This window comes from Georgenia muralis (assembly GCF_003814705.1).
GTDB lineage: Bacteria > Actinomycetota > Actinomycetes > Actinomycetales > Actinomycetaceae > Georgenia > Georgenia muralis.
Map to the genome: position 1 here is coordinate 3,577,956 of NZ_RKRA01000001.1, position 16,052 is coordinate 3,594,007.

The window sequence follows — 16,052 nt, forward strand, 5'->3', positions numbered from 1 at the left end:
ATGGCGCACGCCCGGCCGCCCGCGCGCCGCCGACCGGCATCCGCCCCTCCGGCGCGCTGCGCCGTCGCCTGCGGCAATAGGCTCGGGGCATGGAGCTGCGCATCGCCCTCGCCCAGGTCAACAGCGCCGTCGGCGACCTCGACGCCAACTCCTCCGCCGTGCGTGCCGTGACCGCCCGCGCCGTCGCGGCCGGGGCCGACGTCGTGCTCCTGCCCGAGATGGTCCTGACCGGCTACCCCGTCGAGGACCTCGCCCTGCGCGGGTCGTTCCAGCGCGCCGCGGCCGCGCGCCTGCAGACCCTGGCCGCCGAGCTCGCCGCGGACGGCCTGGGCGCCACCGCCGTCGTGCTCGGTTCGCTGGGCACCGCCCGGGCCGAGCGGCCCACCAACGTCGCCGCGGTCCTGCGCGGCGGCGCCGTCGAGGCGGTCTACACCAAGCACCACCTGCCCAACTACGGCGTGTTCGACGAGTACCGGATCTTCGCCCCGGGCGACCCGGACGACGTCGTGGTCGTCGAGGCCGGCGGGCACCGGCTCGGTGTGGCGATCTGCGAGGACATCTGGGTCGACGGCGGGCCGGTCGCCGCGATGGCCGACGACGGTCTCGACGCCCTCCTGGTCCTCAACGGCTCGCCGTACGAGTTCGGCAAGGGTGCCGTGCGACGGCGTCTCACCCGTGACCGGGCGCGGCAGCTCGGCTGCCCGGTCCTCTACGTCAACCTCGTCGGCGGCCAGGACGACCTCGTCTTCGACGGCCACAGCTTCGTCGTCGACGCCGCCGGGGACCTCGTCGCGGCGTCCCCGGGCTTCGTCGAGGACCTCCTGCTGGTGGCGCTGCCCGGGGACGGCGCGGCCCCCACCACCCCGGCCGGGTACGCCCTGCCCCCGGAGCGGTCGGACATCGCCCAGATGTACGAGGCCATCGTCCTGGGTCTGCGCGACTACGTGCGCAAGAACGGCTTCGAGAAGGTCGTGCTGGGTCTGTCCGGCGGCATCGACTCCGCCCTCGTCGCCGCCGTGGCCGCCGACGCGATCGGCGGGGAGAACGTCGTGGGGATCTCGATGCCCTCGCGGTACTCCTCGGACCACTCCCGCGACGACGCCGCCGACCTCGCCCGCCGCATCGGCGCCGACTACCGGGTGCGCCCCATCGGCCCGATGGTCGAGGCCTTCCTCGCCGAGATGGACATCACCGGGGTCGCGGAGGAGAACCTCCAGGCGCGGGTGCGCGCCGTCGTCCTCATGGCCGTGTCGAACTCCGAGGGGCCGCTGCTCCTGGCGACCGGGAACAAGAGCGAGCTCGCTGTCGGGTACTCCACCGTCTACGGCGACGCCGCGGGCGGCTACGCGCCGCTCAAGGACGTCCTCAAGACCCACGTGTGGGAGCTGGCCCGCTGGCGCAACGAGGCCGCCGCGGCCGCCGGCGAGGAGCCGCCGATCCCGTGGAGCTCGATCGAGAAGGCTCCCTCGGCCGAGCTGCGCCCGGACCAGAAGGACTCCGACTCCCTGCCGGACTACGACCTGCTCGACAACGTCCTCGAGGGCTACGTCGAGCGCAGCCTCGGCCGGGAGGAGCTGCTCGACTCCGGGTTCGACCCCGAGACCGTCGAGCTCGTCCTGCGGCTCGTGGACCGCGCGGAGTGGAAGCGCCGCCAGTACCCCCTCGGCCCCAAGGTCACCGCGGTCGCGTTCGGCCGTGACCGGCGCCTGCCCGTGACCAACCGCTGGCGCGAGCGGCTCTGACCCTCCCCCGCCCGACCGAGAGGACGACCCTTCCCATGAGCACCCCCGCACCCGAGACACCCCGCCGGTTCCGGGTCCACCACCTGCGCCAGGCCAAGGAGCGCGGCGAACCCCTGACGATGCTCACCGCCTACGACGCCGTCACCGCCCGGGTCTTCGACGAGGCGGGCGTCGACCTGCTCCTCGTCGGGGACTCCGTCGGCGACAACATGCTCGCCCACGACTCCACGATCCCGGTGACGGTCGACGAGATGGTCGTCGCCACCCGGGCGGTCGCGCGCGTGACCCGCCGGGCGATGGTCGTGGCGGACCTGCCCTTCGGCTCCTACGAGGCATCCCCCGCCCAGTGCCACGCCACCGCCGTGCGGCTGGTCAAGGAGGCCGGCGCCCACGCGGTGAAGTTCGAGGGCGGGACGCACCTGGCCGGCCACGTCGAGCTCCTCACCCGGTCGGGGATCCCCGTGGTGGGCCACCTGGGCTTCACGCCGCAGTCGGAGAACATCCTCGGCGGCAAGCGCGTCCAGGGCCGCGGCGAGGAGGCCGCCGACCGGCTCGTCGCCGACGCCCTCGCCCTGGCCGACGCCGGCGCCGTCGCCGTCGTCCTGGAGATGGTCCCGGCGCCCGTGGCCGACCGGGTCACCGAGGTGCTGCCCGTCCCCACGATCGGGATCGGCGCCGGGAACGGCTGCGACGGGCAGGTCCTCGTCTGGACGGACATGGCCGGCATGGGGTCGTGGTCCCCCCGGTTCGCCCGCCGCTACGCCGAGCTGGGTGCCGCCCTCGGCGCGGCGACGCGGCAGTACGTCACGGAGGTGCGGACCCGGGCCTTCCCGGGCCCCGAGCACACCTACGAGAGCTGAGGGGAACCACCGGCGCCTGTCGTGCCGCCCTCTGACCCGTCCGACGTCCCCTCGACGGACGGGTCGGCGCCGGGCTCCCCCTTCCAGGCGGCGTCGTCCTCCTCCCACTCCTCGTTGCGCGTGCGCACCTTGTCCATGGCGTGCCGCGCGGCCTCCGCCGACGGGTACGGGCCCATCCGTGAGGTCCAGCCCGCGACCTTCCCCTCCTGGACCTCGCCCGTGGCGAGGTCGTAGTAGAACTCGGGCTGCTCGCTCATGCTCGTCCTCCTCGTCGCTGCCCGCGCGGACCGCGGGCCGCCCCGTCCGTAGACTGGGCCCATGCTGGTGGACCCTATGCTCGCCGACCGCGCCCCCCGCGGCACCCTGACGAAGGGGCGCGTCTCCCCGCTGCGGGAGGTGCCCGTGTCGATCCCGCGGCCGGAGTACGTCGGGCGCACGGGTCCGGAGCGGGTGAGCGCCTCCGAGGTGAAGTCGCCCGAGACGATCGAACGGATCCGGCGGGCCTCGCGCGTCGCGGCCCAGGCGCTGGCCGAGGTCGGCCGCCACGTCGCGCCGGGCGTGACGACGGACGAGCTGGACCGCATCGGCCACGAGTTCATGCTCGACCACGGCGCCTACCCCTCGACGCTGGGCTACATGGGCTTCCCGAAGTCGCTGTGCACGTCGGTCAACGAGGTGATCTGCCACGGCATCCCCGACTCGACCGTCCTGGCCGAGGGCGACATTCTCAACGTCGACGTCACCGCCTACCTCGACGGCGTCCACGGCGACCTCAACGCCATGTTCGAGGTCGGCGAGGTGGACGAGGAGTCCCACCTCCTCGTCGAGCGGACGAAGGTCGCCATGGAGCGCGGCATCAACGCCGTGCGCCCGGGCCGGGCCGTCAACGTCATCGGCCGGGTCATCGAGGCCTACGCCCGGCGGTTCGACTACGGCGTCGTGCGCGACTTCACCGGGCACGGCGTCGGCGAGGCGTTCCACTCCGGACTCATCATCCCCCACTACGACTCGGCCCCCCGCTACGACGACGTCATCGAGCCGGGCATGGTGTTCACGATCGAGCCCATGCTCACCCTCGGTGAGATCGACTGGGTCCAGTGGGACGACGGCTGGACCGTGCTGACCAAGGACCGCTCGCGCAGCGCCCAGTGGGAGCACACGGTCGTCGTGACCGAGACCGGCGCGGAGATCCTCACCCTGCCCTGACGCCCCGGTCCGGATAGCCTGCGGGTGCGCCGACCGGCGCGGCGGGACGGACACGACGGAGAACCATGAGCGACCTCATCGGATTCGGCATCGACATCGGCGGCTCGGGGATCAAGGGCGCCCCGGTGGACCTCACCACGGGTGAGCTCGTCGGCGACCGGCTGCGCATCCCCACCCCGAACCCGTCCAAGCCGGCCGCCGTCGCGGCCACGGTGGCCGAGCTCGTCGCCTCCTTCGACGTGCCGGACACGACCCCGATCGGGCTGACCTTCCCCGCCCCGATCAAGCACGGCGTCGTGGGGTCCATCGCCAACCTCCACAAGTCCTGGAAGGGCGTGGACGTCCCGGTCCTCATGACCGAGGCCATCGGCCGTCAGGTCATCGCGGTCAACGACGCCGACGCCGCCGGCATCGCCGAGGTCGTCTACGGCGCCGCGAAGGGCGTGCCCGGTGTCGTCCTGGTCACGACGCTCGGCACCGGGATCGGCTCCGCGCTCATCGTCGACGGCACGCTCGTACCCAACACCGAGCTCGGCCACCTCGAGATCGACGGCCACGACGCCGAGCACCGCGCGGCCTCCTCCGCGCGCGAGGCGGAGGGGCTGTCGTGGGACGAGTGGGCCGAGCGCCTCCAGCGGTTCTACGAGACGGTCGAGATGCTCTTCTCCCCCGACCTCCTCGTCGTCGGCGGCGGGGTGAGCAAGAAGCACGACAAGTTCCTCCCCCTGCTGACGACCCAGGCGCCGATCGTGCCCGCGGCGCTGCGCAACACCGCCGGGATCGCCGGCGCCGCTCAGCTGGCCGCCCACGGCTACCGCTGACGTGACCCGCGGCCTCGAGGAGGTCGCGCCCGGTGTCCACGTGGCCACCGCGCGTCGGTGGGCGACCACGTCGACCGTCGTCGTCGCATCGAACGGCTCCTGCCTCCTCGTCGACCCCGCGCTGACCCCCGCCGAGCTCGACGGCCTCGCCGCGACCGTCGCCGTGCGCGGCTGGCGGGTCAGCGCCGTGCTGTCCACGCACCCGCACTGGGACCACCTCCTGGTGCCGGCGCCGCTGACCGGCGTGGCACACGTCGCCTCGGCGGCCGCCGTGCGGGCGGCGAGGGACGGGCGCACCGCGCTGGTCGCCGAGGCCGCCGCGAGCGGCACCGGCGCCGAGGCGCACCTCCGCGTCCCGGACGCCCTGCCCACCGCGGTGGCCGAGGACGGACCGGCGGTGCCTGCCTGGCCGGCGGTCCGTCTCGTCGAGCACCGCGCGCACGCGCCCGGGCACCTCACGGTGGTCGTCCCCGCCGCACGGGCGCTGCTCGTCGGCGACATGCTCTCCGACCGCGAGGTGCCCCTCCTCGACCTCGACGCGGCCGACCCCCTGGGCGACTACGCCGAGGCGCTGGCCCTCCTCGTACCCCTCCTGCGGGACGCGGACGTCGTCGTGCCCGGGCACGGCGCCGTGGCCACCGCAGCCGAGGCCCGCGCACGCCTGGTCGCCGACCTGCGCTACCTCGACCGCCTGGCCGCCGGCCGTCCCGGCACCGACCCGCGTCTGATCGACCCGTGGGTCAGGGCGGAGCACGACCGACAGGCGGCCCGGAGCGACCCACCGGACGGACCCCCGGCGGGGCCGGCCCCGAGATCAGGGTCGTGATCCGGGGCGTCCCTGATGTGCGGACCGGGCCGATGCACCACGCTGGAGGTACTGACGAGCAGAAGAGGTGCACGACGTGAACGACATCCGAGCCGGAATGCGCAACCAGGGCCTGGTCCGCCCCCGCGACACCCGCGTCCTCGCGGGCGTCTGCGCGGGCCTGGGCCGGCGCTTCGGCCTCTCCCCGTGGGTGGCACGGCTGCTGTTCGTCCTGCTGCTCATGGTCCTGCCCGGCAGCCAGCTCGTGGTCTACCCCATCCTGTGGGTCCTCATGCCCAACGAGTACTGACCCGGGCACACCCCGCGCGGCCCGCCCGCTGCCGGCGGCCCCACGACACGCGGCACCACCTGGTCGTTCACCGGCCGTACACCCGCCGCCGTTACCATCGGCGTCAGGGGTACGGCAGTTCTGAGGAGCAACACGGTGGTCATGGTCTCGCGCTGGTTCGTCGTCGGGGCGGCCGCCCTGGCCGGAGTCGGCCTGGCGACCTCCGCGGCGCTGTCGGACGTCTCCCTCGGCCCGGAGGGACCTCTGCGGGTGGTCCTCACCGCGGCCGGCACCGGTCGCACGGCGGACTGCTCCGCCGCGGCGTTCGAGGGGACCTTCTTCGACGGTGCCACGGTCACGGTGACCGACCCCGCCGGCACGGTCGTCGGCGCGGGCGAGGTCGACGCCACGGGCCGGGCCACACCCGACGGCTGCACCTGGTCCCTCACCTTCGGCGACCTCACGGGCGCCGACAGCTACGTCGTCGAGCTGCGACGCGAGGGCACGCCGCCGCGGGTGCACACCTACGACTTCACCGTGACCGAGCTCGCGGAGAAGGACTGGACCGTCTGGGTCAGCGTCTTCGCCTGACGGTGGTGGTGCGGACGAGTCGGCCGGTACGCCGGGTTCTGTCCCGCCGGGTCGTTGCCGTCCCGTCGGTGGCGGCCATCCATCTACGACGTACGTTGCCGCACGCCTCCAGCGACCTACCCGCAGGCTCGGGCGGGCAGCCCTGATCACGCCTGCTGTCTGGTCTTGCTCCGGGTGGGGTTTGCCTAGCCGCGACGGTCACCCGCCGCGCTGGTGGTCTCTTACACCACCGTTTCACCCTTACCGCCGGATCGCTCCGACGGCGGTCTGCTCTCTGTGGCACTGTCCCGCGGGTCACCCCGGGTGGGTGTTACCCACCACCCTGCCCTATGGAGCCCGGACGTTCCTCGGCGTCCCGGCCGAGGCCGGGACGACGCGACCGCCTGGCCGACTCATCCGCGCCGCCATCGTACCCCGGGCTGACGCCGGACGGCCGGCCGTTACCATTCCCCGGTGCTCGTGCTCCTGCCGCCCTCCGAGGGCAAGACCGCCCCGACCCGCGGCCGCCCGGTCGACCTCGGGCGTCTCGCCGCCCCCGCCCTCGCGCCCGCCCGGGAACGCGTGCTCGACGCGCTTCGCGCCGTCTCCGCGACACCCGACGGGCCGTCGGTGCTGGGCGTGGGACCGTCGCTGGCCGCCGAGGTGGAGCGGAACACGGCGCTGCGCACCGCGCACGCGGCCCCGGCGGCCCGGGTCTACACCGGGGTGCTGCACACCGCGGCGGGGCTGGCCGGCCTCACCGGTCCGGCCCGCGCCCGCGCCGGTCGATCGGTGCGGATCCTCTCCGGGCTCTGGGGCGTCCTGACGCCCACGGACCGCATCCCCGCCTACCGGCTCTCCATGGGCGCCGCCCTGCCCGGCACGGGGCCGCTCGCGTCGTACTGGCGCGAGCACCTGCCCGCCGTCCTGGACGAGCAGGCCGACGGCGACGTCGTCGTCGACTGCCGCTCGGCGACCTACGCCGCCGCGTGGCGTCCCGGCGCCGCGGCGCAGCACGTGGCGGTCCAGGTGGTGCGCGAGTCCGGCGGACGGCGCCAGGTGGTCTCCCACAACGCCAAGCACGCCCGCGGGGTGCTGACCCGCCACCTCCTGGTCCGGCCCGGCCGGCCGCCCCGCACCGCCGACCAGCTCGCCCACGCCGCCGAGGAGCTGGTCGGCACGGCGTGGGGGGCGGTGGAGCTCACGGGCACGGGGCGCCGCCGCACCCTCACCCTCGTCGAGCGGGACTGACCGGGTCGACCAGCAGAGGTCGACCACCTACCGGCCGACCACCGCCGGGTCGACCAGCTCCGAGGGGCACCCGACGACGGTGAGGTCGCCGACGAGGCGGCCCGCCGCGTCGACCTGGGGCCACACGCGCACCACCGTCACCGAGGCGGGCGGGATCCGCACCGCGGACCAGTGGTCGGCCGCCACCCGGCCGACGAGCCCGACGGCCGCCCGGACGACGACGGTGTGCGCGGCGACGACCACCGTCGCGCCGGCGTGCGCGGCGGCGAGGGCGCGCAGGCCCCGCGCCACCCGCGCCCCGACGTCGCGCAGGGACTCCCCGCCCGGGGGACGGTGGTCCGCCTCGGTGGCCCACCGCAGCAGCTCACCGGGCCAGCCGCTCTCGATCTGCTCGACGGACAGCCCGTCCCACTGCCCGAACCTGCACTCGGCGAACCGGTCGTCGGGCTCGGCCGGGGTGAGCCCCAGCGCCGCCCCGAGGGCCTCGGCGGTCTCCCGGGTGCGCACCATGGGCGAGGGGACCAGCGCGGAGGGCACGGGCAGGTCGGCCCACAGGTCCACCCCGAGCCGCGTGACCAGGGTGCCCGCGCGGGCGGCCTGCTCGCGCCCGAGCGGGCTCAGCGGGGGGCCGGGCGTGTCCCCGCCGGAGTAGTGGCCGCTCTCGGTCAGGGCGGTGACGCCGTGGCGCACGAGGACGACCGTGACGGGCGAGCCGACCGCGCGCGGCAGGGGCGTGCCCGAGGCCCGGGGGGCGTTGGCGTCCGCGGCGGAGGTGTCGTCGGCGTCGGTGCCGACCCCGCCCGGCAGGACCGCGCCGGTGACACCGACACCGGGCGCGGTGGCGGGAGCGGGGCCCGTGGACGCGGTGGCAGGCGGGTCGCCGTGGTCGCGCCGGACGGCGGCGCGGGTGTCCATCGCGGCGTTGGCCAGGGCGTCGGCGGCACCGTTCTGCGCCCTCGGCACCCAGATGTACCGGACCCGGTGCGGGGGCAGGACGGCCCGGGCCCGGGCGGCGAGGTCGCGCATGTCGGCGTGCCTGATCTTCCACCGGCCGCTCATCTGCTCGACGACGAGCCGGGAGTCCGCGCGCACCTCCACCTCGGCGCCGGGGTCGATGGCCGCCGCCGCGCGCAGACCCTCGACCACCGCCGTGTACTCGGCCACGTTGTTCGAGGCGACGCCGAGGTAGTCCGCCCGCTCCGCCAGCAGCGCCCCCGTGCGTCCGTCGCGCACGACCGCGCCGTACCCGGCGGGGCCGGGGTTGCCGCGGGAGCCGCCGTCGGTCTCGATGACGAGGAACCGCCCGCTCGCGGGCGCGGCGTCGAGGTCCGCGCGGCCGACCGGTGCCCCGGGCTCCGCGGCATGCCCGTCCGTCGGACGCCGGTCCGCCGGGAGTCCCTCGCCGAGCTCGAAGAGCCCGTCCTGCTCCGTCACTGCTCGTCCAGGCGCACCAGGACGTAGCCGTGGTCCTCCGAGACGATGACCTCCTCGGGTCCGGCGGCGTCGATCGCGGCCAGCTCGGTGAGGGAGAAGTCGACCTGCACACCGTCGGTGCGGTGCCCGTGGATGCCCACCGCGCCGAGCCCGCCGGTGCGCCGCCGGGCGGCCTCGTAGAGGTCGACCAGCTCGGGGTCGAGCTCGCCGGCCAGGCGCGCGCGGTCCTCCGCGACCTTGCGCGCCTCCTCGTCGAGCGTGGCGAACGCGGCGTCGCGCTGGGCCTCGTGGTGGGCCACGTCGGCACTGATGGCCTGCTCCTGGGCGTCGAGGTCGGTGACCCGGCTCTCCGCGGCGTCCATGCGCTCCATGATCTCCAGCTCGACCTCCTCCAGGACCTCCTGGCGCTGCGCGAGCTTGGCGAGCTCGTCCTGGAGGGCGACCAGCTCGCGGGACAGCCCCGTGCCGGAGTCGAGCGTGGCCTGGTGGCGCGCCGCCCGGGCCCGCACCTGCTCGACGTCGGCCTCGGCCTTGGTGAGCTCGCGCCGGGTGTCCGAGGCCACGGTCCGGGCCTCGACCTGGGCGCGGTGGAGGTCCTCGGCCCGGCCCCTCAGCTCCTCCAGGGCAGCGAGGACCGGCAGGCTGCGACGCTGGTGGGCGAGCCTGGCCAGCCGGGTGTCCAGCGCCTGCAGGTCGAGCAGGCGGCGCTGGTCCTTCACGGGGGCGGTGGTCACGAGGAGGCTCCTTCGTGCGGCGACGCGGCGCCGCTCGGTGTCTGCGGGAGGTGCACCGCCCACGGGTCGGTGACGAGGGTGGACACGTGCAGGTCCAACCTAGCGCCGCGGGCGAGCGCGGCGGCGCGGAGCACCTCGGCGGCGCGCGGCAGCCAGGGCCACTCGCTGGCCCAGTGGGTGGCGTCGACGAGGAAGGGGCGCCCGCCCGCGAGGTGCTCCGAGGCGGGGTGGTGGCGCAGGTCGGCGGTGAGGTAGACGTCGGCGCCGAGGGAGCGCACCCGGCCGAGGAGGGAGTCGCCGGACCCGCCGCAGACCGCGACGGTGCGGACCTCGGCGTCGAGGTCCCCGCCCACCCGGATGCCCTGCGCGGTGGGGGGGAGCACCCGGGCGACGAGCTCGGCGAACGCCCGGAGGGTCATCGCCTCGGGCAGCCGCCCGATGCGCCCGGTGCCCGTGTCGGCCGGGACGGGTGCCTGCGCGACGAGGCTGTGGGCGGGCTCCTCGTACGGGTGCGCCTGTCGCAGCGCCGCCAGGACGGCGGCGCGCCGCTCGCGCGGGAGCACCATCTCCAGCCGGTCCTCGGCGACGTCCTCGACGGTGCCGACCTGCCCGACGGCGGGGTGCGCCCCGGGGAGGGGCCGGAACGTCCCGGTCCCGGGCGAGTGGAAGGCGGCCCGCTCGTAGTCCCCCAGCCGGCCGGCGCCGGCGGCGGCGAGCGCGTCGAGGACGCCGGCGGTGCTGTCCCGGGGCACGAAGGTCGTCAGGGTGTCCAGCGCGGGGGCGTCCAGCGGCTCCACCGGGACGGTCCGGGTGAGTCCCAGGAGGTCGGCCAGGGCCTGCGAGACGCCGTCGGCGGCCGCGTCGGCGTTGGTGTGCGCGGCGTAGAGGGCGCACCCGCCGGTGACCAGGCGGTGGACGGCCCGGCCCTTGGGGTCGGTCGCCGCCACGGAGGACGTCCCGCGCAGGTAGAGCGGGTGGTGGGTGAGGAGCAGGTCGGCGCCGCGGGCGAGCGCCTCGGTGACGACCTCCTCGGTGGGGTCGACCGCCAGGACCACCGAGGTGACCGCGGCGGCCGGGTCCCCCAGGACGAGCCCGACGGCGTCCCAGTCCTGCGCCGTGCGCGGGGGGTAGTGCTCCTCGAGGACGGCGACGACGTCGGCGACGGTCAGCGGCATGGCGGCGAGCCTACCTGCGCGCCGGTGGGCCCGGCCGGTCTCGAACCGACGACCTCCGCGGTGTAAACGCGGCGCTCTGACCAACTGAGCTACAGGCCCCACGCGCCACGCGGCGCGGCCTCAGCCTAGACCGATCAGCGGCCGCGGCTGCGCGCGGCGATGCGGATGCCCGACCACGTGGGCGCCGCGGAGACGGCGGACGTGGCGTGCATCCCCGCCGTGCGCGCGGCGTCCTCGACGTCGGCGGGGCGCACGTGGCCCGGCCGGCCCGGCTTGGGCGTGAGGACCCAGATGAGGCCGCCGTCGTCGAGGTTGGCCTGGGCGTCGACGAGCAGGTCCGTGAGGTCCTCCACCTCGGCGTCCTCCTCGCGCCACCAGATGAGGGAGCCGTCGCACACGTCGCCGTAGTCCTCGTCCACCAGCTCGGTGCCGGTGGCCACCTCGATGGCCTCGCGCACCTCGAGCGAGACGTCCTCGTCGTAGCCCCACTCCTGGATGACCTGCCCGGTGGTGAAGCCGAAACCGGCCCCCGCACCCGCGCTCCCTGACACGTCGGTCCTACCTCTCCTGGGCCGTCGGCCCGCGTCGTCCGCGCGCCCCGGGCTCTCCCGGGACGACGTGTGGGGCCAAGCCCATCGCAACCCGACCCCTCGGTGCAAGCCCGGTCCGGGCGTGGCGGTCGCGGATCTGCTCCGCGGAGCCGCCGCCGGGGCTGTCGGGAGCGTCACAGGGGCGATGCCCCGCCCCGCATTCGACCTCGGCAAGGTCAAGGCACGACAATGGTCCTAACCTAACGAGAGTGCGTCACCACCCAGCGTCGAAGCGACGCCTGACCGCGAGAAGAGGGAACGCGTGAGTTCACGAGACGAGTCCTCGCCCCTGATCAACGGACTGCTGAGCAGGGTCCAGGACATCGACCACGACGAGACCCAGGAGTGGCTCGACTCCCTGGACGGGCTCATCGACGAACGCGGCGGGCCGCGGGCGCGCTACATCATGCTCAACCTGCTCAAGCGGGCCCGGGAGCGCAACGTCGCGATCCCCAGCTCGGTCAACACGCCCTACGTCAACACGATCGGCGTCCACGAGGAGCCGTACTTCCCCGGCGACGAGGCGGTCGAGCGCAAGTACCGCGGCTGGATCCGGTGGAACGCGGCCGTCATGGTCACCCGTGCCCAGCGGCCCGACGTCGCCGTCGGCGGGCACATCTCCTCCTACGCCTCCGTCGCCACGCTGTACGAGGTGGGCATGAACCACTTCTTCCGCGGCAAGAACCACCCCGGCGGCGGCGACCAGGTCTTCTTCCAGGGCCACGCCTCGCCCGGCAACTACGCCCGGGCCTTCCTCGAGGGCCGCCTCAGCGAGGCGGACCTGGACGGCTTCCGGCAGGAGTACTCCCACCCGGAGGGCAGCCGCGGGCTGCCGTCCTACCCGCACCCGCGCCGGATGCCGGACTTCTGGGAGTTCCCCACGGTGTCGATGGGGCTGGGTCCGGCCCAGGCGATCTACCAGGCGTGGGTCAACCGCTACGTCCACGAGCGCGGGATCAAGGACACCTCCCAGCAGCACGTGTGGGCGTTCCTCGGCGACGGCGAGATGGACGAGCCGGAGTCGCGCGGCATGCTCCAGCAGGCCGCCCAGCAGAACCTCGACAACCTCACCTTCGTCGTCAACTGCAACCTCCAGCGCCTCGACGGCCCGGTGCGCGGCAACGGCAAGATCATCCAGGAGCTCGAGGCCCAGTTCCGGGGGGCCGGCTGGAACGTCATCAAGGTGATCTGGGGCCGGGAGTGGGACGTCCTGCTCAACGCCGACAAGGACCGCGCCCTCGTCAACCTCATGAACGAGACGCTCGATGGGGACTACCAGACGTACAAGGCGAACGACGGCGCCTACGTCCGGGAGCACTTCTTCGGCCGTGACCCGCGCACCAAGGCGCTCGTGGCCAACATGACCGACGACGAGATCTGGGCGCTCAAGCGCGGCGGGCACGACTACCGCAAGATCTACGCCGCCTACAAGGCGGCCACCGAGCACACCGGCCAGCCGACGGTGATCCTCGCGCACACCGTCAAGGGCTACGGGCTGGGACCGAGCTTCGCGGGTCGCAACTCGACCCACCAGATGAAGAAGATGAAGACGACGGACCTCAAGATGCTCCGGGACGCCCTGCGCATCCCGATCTCGGACGAGCAGCTCGAGGACCCGTTCAGCGCCCCGTACTACCGGCCCGACGCCTCGGACGAGACCCTGCAGTACATGCTCGAGCGGCGCAAGGCCCTCGGCGGCTACGTGCCCGAGCGGCGCACCGACGCCAAGGCGCTGGCGCTCCCGGACGACAAGCCGTACCAGATCCTGGCGAAGGGCTCGGGCAAGCAGGAGATCGCCACGACCATGGCGTTCGTCCGGCTGCTCAAGGAGCTGATGAAGGACAAGGAGGTCGGCCGGCGGTTCGTGCCGATCATCCCCGACGAGGCGCGCACGTTCGGTCTCGACGCGATCTTCCCCACCGCGAAGATCTTCAACACCAAGGGGCAGAACTACACCTCGGTGGACCAGGAGCTCATGCTCAGCTACAAGGAGTCCGAGCAGGGGCAGATCCTCCACACCGGCATCAACGAGGCCGGCTCGGCCGCCGCGATGCAGGTGGTCGGAACGTCGTACGCGGTGCACTGCGAGCCGATGATCCCCGTCTACATCTTCTACTCGATGTTCGGCTTCCAGCGCACCGGCGACCAGTTCTGGGCGGCCGGCGACCAGCTCGCCCGCGGCTTCATCATCGGCGCCACGGCCGGCAAGACCACGCTGGCCGGCGAGGGCACCCAGCACATGGACGGGCACTCCCCCGTGCTGGCGTCGACGAACCCGGCGATCGTCCACTACGACCCGGCGTACGCGTACGAGATCCGGCACATCGTCAAGGACGGTCTGCAGCGGATGTACGGCGAGGACAGCCGCGACCAGAACGTCATGTACTACCTCACGGTGTACAACGAGCCGATGGTCCAGCCCGCCGAGCCGGAGGACGTCGACGTCGAGGGCATCCTCCGGGGCGTCCACCAGATCGCCCGGCCCGACGGCGACGGTCCGCGCGTGCAGCTCCTCGCCTCCGGCGTGGGTGTCCCGTGGGCCCTGCACGCCCGCGAGCTCCTCGCCCAGGACTGGGGCATCCGTGCCGGCGTGTGGTCGGTGACGAGCTGGTACGAGCTGCGCCGGGACGGCCTCGAGGCCGACCGGCACAACTTCCTCCACCCGGAGCAGGAGCGCCGCGAGGCCTACGTCACCACCCGGCTGCGCGACGCCGGCGGTCCGTACGTGGCCACCAGCGACTACGAGCACCAGGTGCAGGACGCCATCCGGCCCTGGGTCCCGGGCGACTACCACACCCTGGGCGCGGACGGGTTCGGCTACTCCGACACCCGGCCGGCGGCGCGCCGCCAGCTCTTCATCGACGCGCACTCCATGGTCGTCAAGGCGTTGGAGGCGCTCGGGCAGCGGGGCGAGGTCGACCGGGACCTGGCCCGCCAGGCCATCGAGCGCTACGACCTGTTCAACGTCCACGCCGGCGAGTCCGGCTCCGCCGGCGGCGACGCCTGAGGGCCTGACACCACCGCGGCGGCCGCACCCGGCAGGGTGCGGCCGCCGCCGTCGTCAGTCCCGCCCGCCCACCGCGATGCCGTGGGTCAGGGTGGTCGGGTCCTGCCCCTCGTAGCGCCGGCCGCGGTACTGCGGGCGCACGAGGTTCTCCACCGAGAGGATCTCGTCGAGCTCGTCGGCACCGAGCAGGCCCATCTCGAGCACCACCTCGCGCACGCTCTTGCCGGTGCGGGCGCACTCCCGGCCCACGAGGTCGCCGTTGTGGTGACCGATGACGGGGTTGAGGAACGTGACGATCCCGATGGAGTTCAGCACGTAGCCGCGGGCGACCTCCTCGTTCGCGGTGATCCCCACGACGCAGCGCTCGGTGAGGTTGTCGCACGCGTTGGTCAGCAGGTGCAGGGACTCGAAGCACGCCTGGGCGATGACCGGCTCCATGACGTTGAGCTGGAGCTGCCCGGCCTCGGCGGCCATGGAGACGGTGACGTCGTTGCCGATGACCTTGAAGCACACCTGGTTGACGACCTCGGGGATGACCGGGTTGACCTTCGCGGGCATGATCGACGAGCCGGCCTGGAGCTCGGGCAGGTTGATCTCCTTCAGGCCCGCGCGCGGGCCCGAGGACAGCAGGCGCAGGTCGTTGCAGATCTTCCCGAGCTTGACCGCCGTGCGCTTCGTCGCCGCGTGCAGGGTGACGTAGGCGCCGGTGTCCGAGGTGGCCTCGATGAGGTTCTCGGCGCTGACCAGCGGCAGGCCGGTGACCTCCGCGAGCTTGGCCACCGCCGTGGCGGGGTAGCCCTCCGGGGTGTTCAGACCGGTGCCGATCGCCGTCGCACCGAGGTTGACCTCGAGCAGCAGGGACTGGGCGAGGCTGAGCTGGCGCAGCTCCTCGCCGAGGACGACGCCGAACGCGGTGAACTCCTGCCCGAGGGTCATCGGCACGGCGTCCTGGAGCTGGGTGCGGCCCATCTTGAGCATGCCGGCGAACTCCGTGCCCTTGTCGTCGAAGGCGATGACGAGACGCTGGACGGCGTTCTTCAGCTCCTCCGTGGCCCGGTGCAGGGCGATGCGGAAGCCGGTGGGGTAGGCGTCGTTCGTCGACTGGCTCTTGTTGACGTGGTCGTTGGGGTTGACGACGTCGTAGCGCCCCTTGGGCAGCCCGAGGTGCTCCAGCGCGAGGTTGGCCACCACCTCGTTGACGTTCATGTTCACGCTCGTGCCGGCCCCGCCCTGGAAGACGTCGACGGGGAACTGGTCCGCGCACCGCCCGTGCAGGAGGATCTCGTCGCAGGCCGCGACGACGGCGCCCGCCACCCGGGCGGGGACGGTGCCCAGCTCGGCGTTGGCCAGGGCCGAGGCCTTCTTGACCTCGACCATCCCCCGGACGAGCTCGGGGACGTCGTTGATGGTGCTCGTGCTGATGCGGAAGTTCTCCGCCGCGCGCACGGTGTGGATGCCGTAGTACGCGTCCGCCGGGACCTCTCGCTCACCGAGCAGATCCTCTTCGATCCTCGTGTCCATGCCCGTCCCTCTCCCCACCACGGGGACGCCGTGCGTCCTGCCGGGCG

Annotated in this window: 15 protein-coding genes, 1 tRNA gene and 1 other RNA gene; 9 read left to right on the forward strand and 8 right to left on the reverse strand. The window is 73.8% G+C overall.

The window, feature by feature from the left end:
• Positions 1-89: 89 nt before the first annotated feature.
• Both EDD32_RS16155 and panB read left to right on the forward strand, forming a co-directional pair.
• Complete coding sequence (locus EDD32_RS16155; RefSeq protein ID WP_123919120.1) at positions 90-1,742, forward strand: NAD+ synthase; 1,653 nt, start codon at positions 90-92, stop codon at positions 1,740-1,742.
• A gap of 35 nt (positions 1,743-1,777) precedes the next feature.
• On the forward strand, positions 1,778-2,602 hold the full coding sequence (gene panB, locus EDD32_RS16160) for a 3-methyl-2-oxobutanoate hydroxymethyltransferase (protein WP_123919122.1): 825 nt from the start codon (positions 1,778-1,780) through the stop codon (positions 2,600-2,602).
• Here panB and EDD32_RS16165 read toward each other — a convergent pair.
• On the reverse strand, positions 2,590-2,859 hold the full coding sequence (locus tag EDD32_RS16165; protein ID WP_211338865.1) for an SPOR domain-containing protein: 270 nt from the start codon (positions 2,857-2,859) through the stop codon (positions 2,590-2,592). The two genes, panB and EDD32_RS16165, sit on opposite strands and share 13 nt — an antisense overlap.
• Before the next feature lie 61 nt (positions 2,860-2,920).
• Between EDD32_RS16165 and map the strand changes: the two genes are divergently transcribed.
• The 5 genes from map to EDD32_RS16190 all read left to right on the forward strand — a co-directional run bounded on the left by map (position 2,921) and on the right by EDD32_RS16190 (position 6,314).
• Positions 2,921-3,808 (forward strand): type I methionyl aminopeptidase, encoded by an 888-nt coding sequence (gene map, locus EDD32_RS16170; protein WP_211338866.1) that lies wholly within the window; start codon positions 2,921-2,923, stop codon positions 3,806-3,808.
• Between the two features lie 65 nt (positions 3,809-3,873).
• The gene (ppgK, locus tag EDD32_RS16175; RefSeq protein ID WP_123919124.1) at positions 3,874-4,629 is read left to right on the forward strand and encodes a polyphosphate--glucose phosphotransferase; all 756 of its coding nucleotides are present in this window, start codon (positions 3,874-3,876) and stop codon (positions 4,627-4,629) included.
• Between the two features lie 40 nt (positions 4,630-4,669).
• Positions 4,670-5,455, forward strand: a complete 786-nt coding sequence (locus tag EDD32_RS16180) for an MBL fold metallo-hydrolase (protein WP_211338867.1) — start codon at positions 4,670-4,672, stop codon at positions 5,453-5,455.
• A 76-nt stretch (positions 5,456-5,531) separates the two neighbouring features.
• A complete protein-coding gene (locus EDD32_RS16185; RefSeq protein ID WP_246006181.1) occupies positions 5,532-5,744 on the forward strand; it encodes a PspC domain-containing protein in 213 nt (70 codons plus the stop codon).
• A 135-nt stretch (positions 5,745-5,879) separates the two neighbouring features.
• The gene (locus EDD32_RS16190) at positions 5,880-6,314 is read left to right on the forward strand and encodes a hypothetical protein (RefSeq protein WP_123919128.1); all 435 of its coding nucleotides are present in this window, start codon (positions 5,880-5,882) and stop codon (positions 6,312-6,314) included.
• 11 nt (positions 6,315-6,325) lie between these two features.
• Here EDD32_RS16190 and rnpB read toward each other — a convergent pair.
• An RNA gene (rnpB, locus tag EDD32_RS16195) (RNase P RNA component class A) lies at positions 6,326-6,709 on the reverse strand.
• A 58-nt stretch (positions 6,710-6,767) separates the two neighbouring features.
• On the opposite strand from rnpB, the gene EDD32_RS16200 reads away from it, so the two are divergent.
• On the forward strand, positions 6,768-7,544 hold the full coding sequence (locus EDD32_RS16200; protein ID WP_123919130.1) for a YaaA family protein: 777 nt from the start codon (positions 6,768-6,770) through the stop codon (positions 7,542-7,544).
• Between the two features lie 27 nt (positions 7,545-7,571).
• Here EDD32_RS16200 and EDD32_RS16205 read toward each other — a convergent pair whose 3' ends face one another.
• The 5 genes from EDD32_RS16205 to EDD32_RS16225 all read right to left on the reverse strand — a co-directional run bounded on the left by EDD32_RS16205 (position 7,572) and on the right by EDD32_RS16225 (position 11,438).
• Complete coding sequence (locus tag EDD32_RS16205; RefSeq protein ID WP_246006315.1) at positions 7,572-8,978, reverse strand: bifunctional RNase H/acid phosphatase; 1,407 nt, start codon at positions 8,976-8,978, stop codon at positions 7,572-7,574.
• Positions 8,975-9,712 (reverse strand): zinc ribbon domain-containing protein, encoded by a 738-nt coding sequence (locus tag EDD32_RS16210; RefSeq protein WP_123919131.1) that lies wholly within the window; start codon positions 9,710-9,712, stop codon positions 8,975-8,977. Before EDD32_RS16210 ends, EDD32_RS16205 begins: the two co-directional genes overlap by 4 nt.
• Positions 9,709-10,887 (reverse strand): Nif3-like dinuclear metal center hexameric protein, encoded by a 1,179-nt coding sequence (locus tag EDD32_RS16215; RefSeq protein ID WP_123919132.1) that lies wholly within the window; start codon positions 10,885-10,887, stop codon positions 9,709-9,711. Before EDD32_RS16215 ends, EDD32_RS16210 begins: the two co-directional genes overlap by 4 nt.
• A 25-nt stretch (positions 10,888-10,912) precedes the next feature.
• Positions 10,913-10,986, reverse strand: a tRNA-Val gene (locus EDD32_RS16220).
• Positions 10,987-11,021: 35 nt separating this feature from the next.
• A complete protein-coding gene (locus tag EDD32_RS16225; protein WP_123919133.1) occupies positions 11,022-11,438 on the reverse strand; it encodes a DUF3052 domain-containing protein in 417 nt (138 codons plus the stop codon).
• Positions 11,439-11,739: 301 nt separating this feature from the next.
• On the opposite strand from EDD32_RS16225, the gene aceE reads away from it, so the two are divergent.
• On the forward strand, positions 11,740-14,484 hold the full coding sequence (gene aceE, locus EDD32_RS16230) for a pyruvate dehydrogenase (acetyl-transferring), homodimeric type (protein WP_123919135.1): 2,745 nt from the start codon (positions 11,740-11,742) through the stop codon (positions 14,482-14,484).
• 54 nt (positions 14,485-14,538) lie between these two features.
• Here the strand turns inward: aceE and aspA are convergent, their stop codons facing one another.
• A complete protein-coding gene (aspA, locus tag EDD32_RS16235; RefSeq protein ID WP_123919137.1) occupies positions 14,539-16,005 on the reverse strand; it encodes an aspartate ammonia-lyase in 1,467 nt (488 codons plus the stop codon).
• Positions 16,006-16,052 lie beyond the last annotated feature (47 nt).

Coding starts and splice junctions, on each gene's coding strand:
- EDD32_RS16155 (WP_123919120.1), top strand. CDS start 90: ATGGAGCTGCGCATCGCCCTCGCCCAGGTCAACAGCGCCGTCGGCGAC.
- panB (WP_123919122.1), top strand. CDS start 1,778: ATGAGCACCCCCGCACCCGAGACACCCCGCCGGTTCCGGGTCCACCAC.
- EDD32_RS16165 (WP_211338865.1), bottom strand. CDS start 2,859: ATGAGCGAGCAGCCCGAGTTCTACTACGACCTCGCCACGGGCGAGGTC.
- map (WP_211338866.1), top strand. CDS start 2,921: ATGCTGGTGGACCCTATGCTCGCCGACCGCGCCCCCCGCGGCACCCTG.
- ppgK (WP_123919124.1), top strand. CDS start 3,874: ATGAGCGACCTCATCGGATTCGGCATCGACATCGGCGGCTCGGGGATC.
- EDD32_RS16215 (WP_123919132.1), bottom strand. CDS start 10,887: ATGCCGCTGACCGTCGCCGACGTCGTCGCCGTCCTCGAGGAGCACTAC.
- aspA (WP_123919137.1), bottom strand. CDS start 16,005: ATGGACACGAGGATCGAAGAGGATCTGCTCGGTGAGCGAGAGGTCCCG.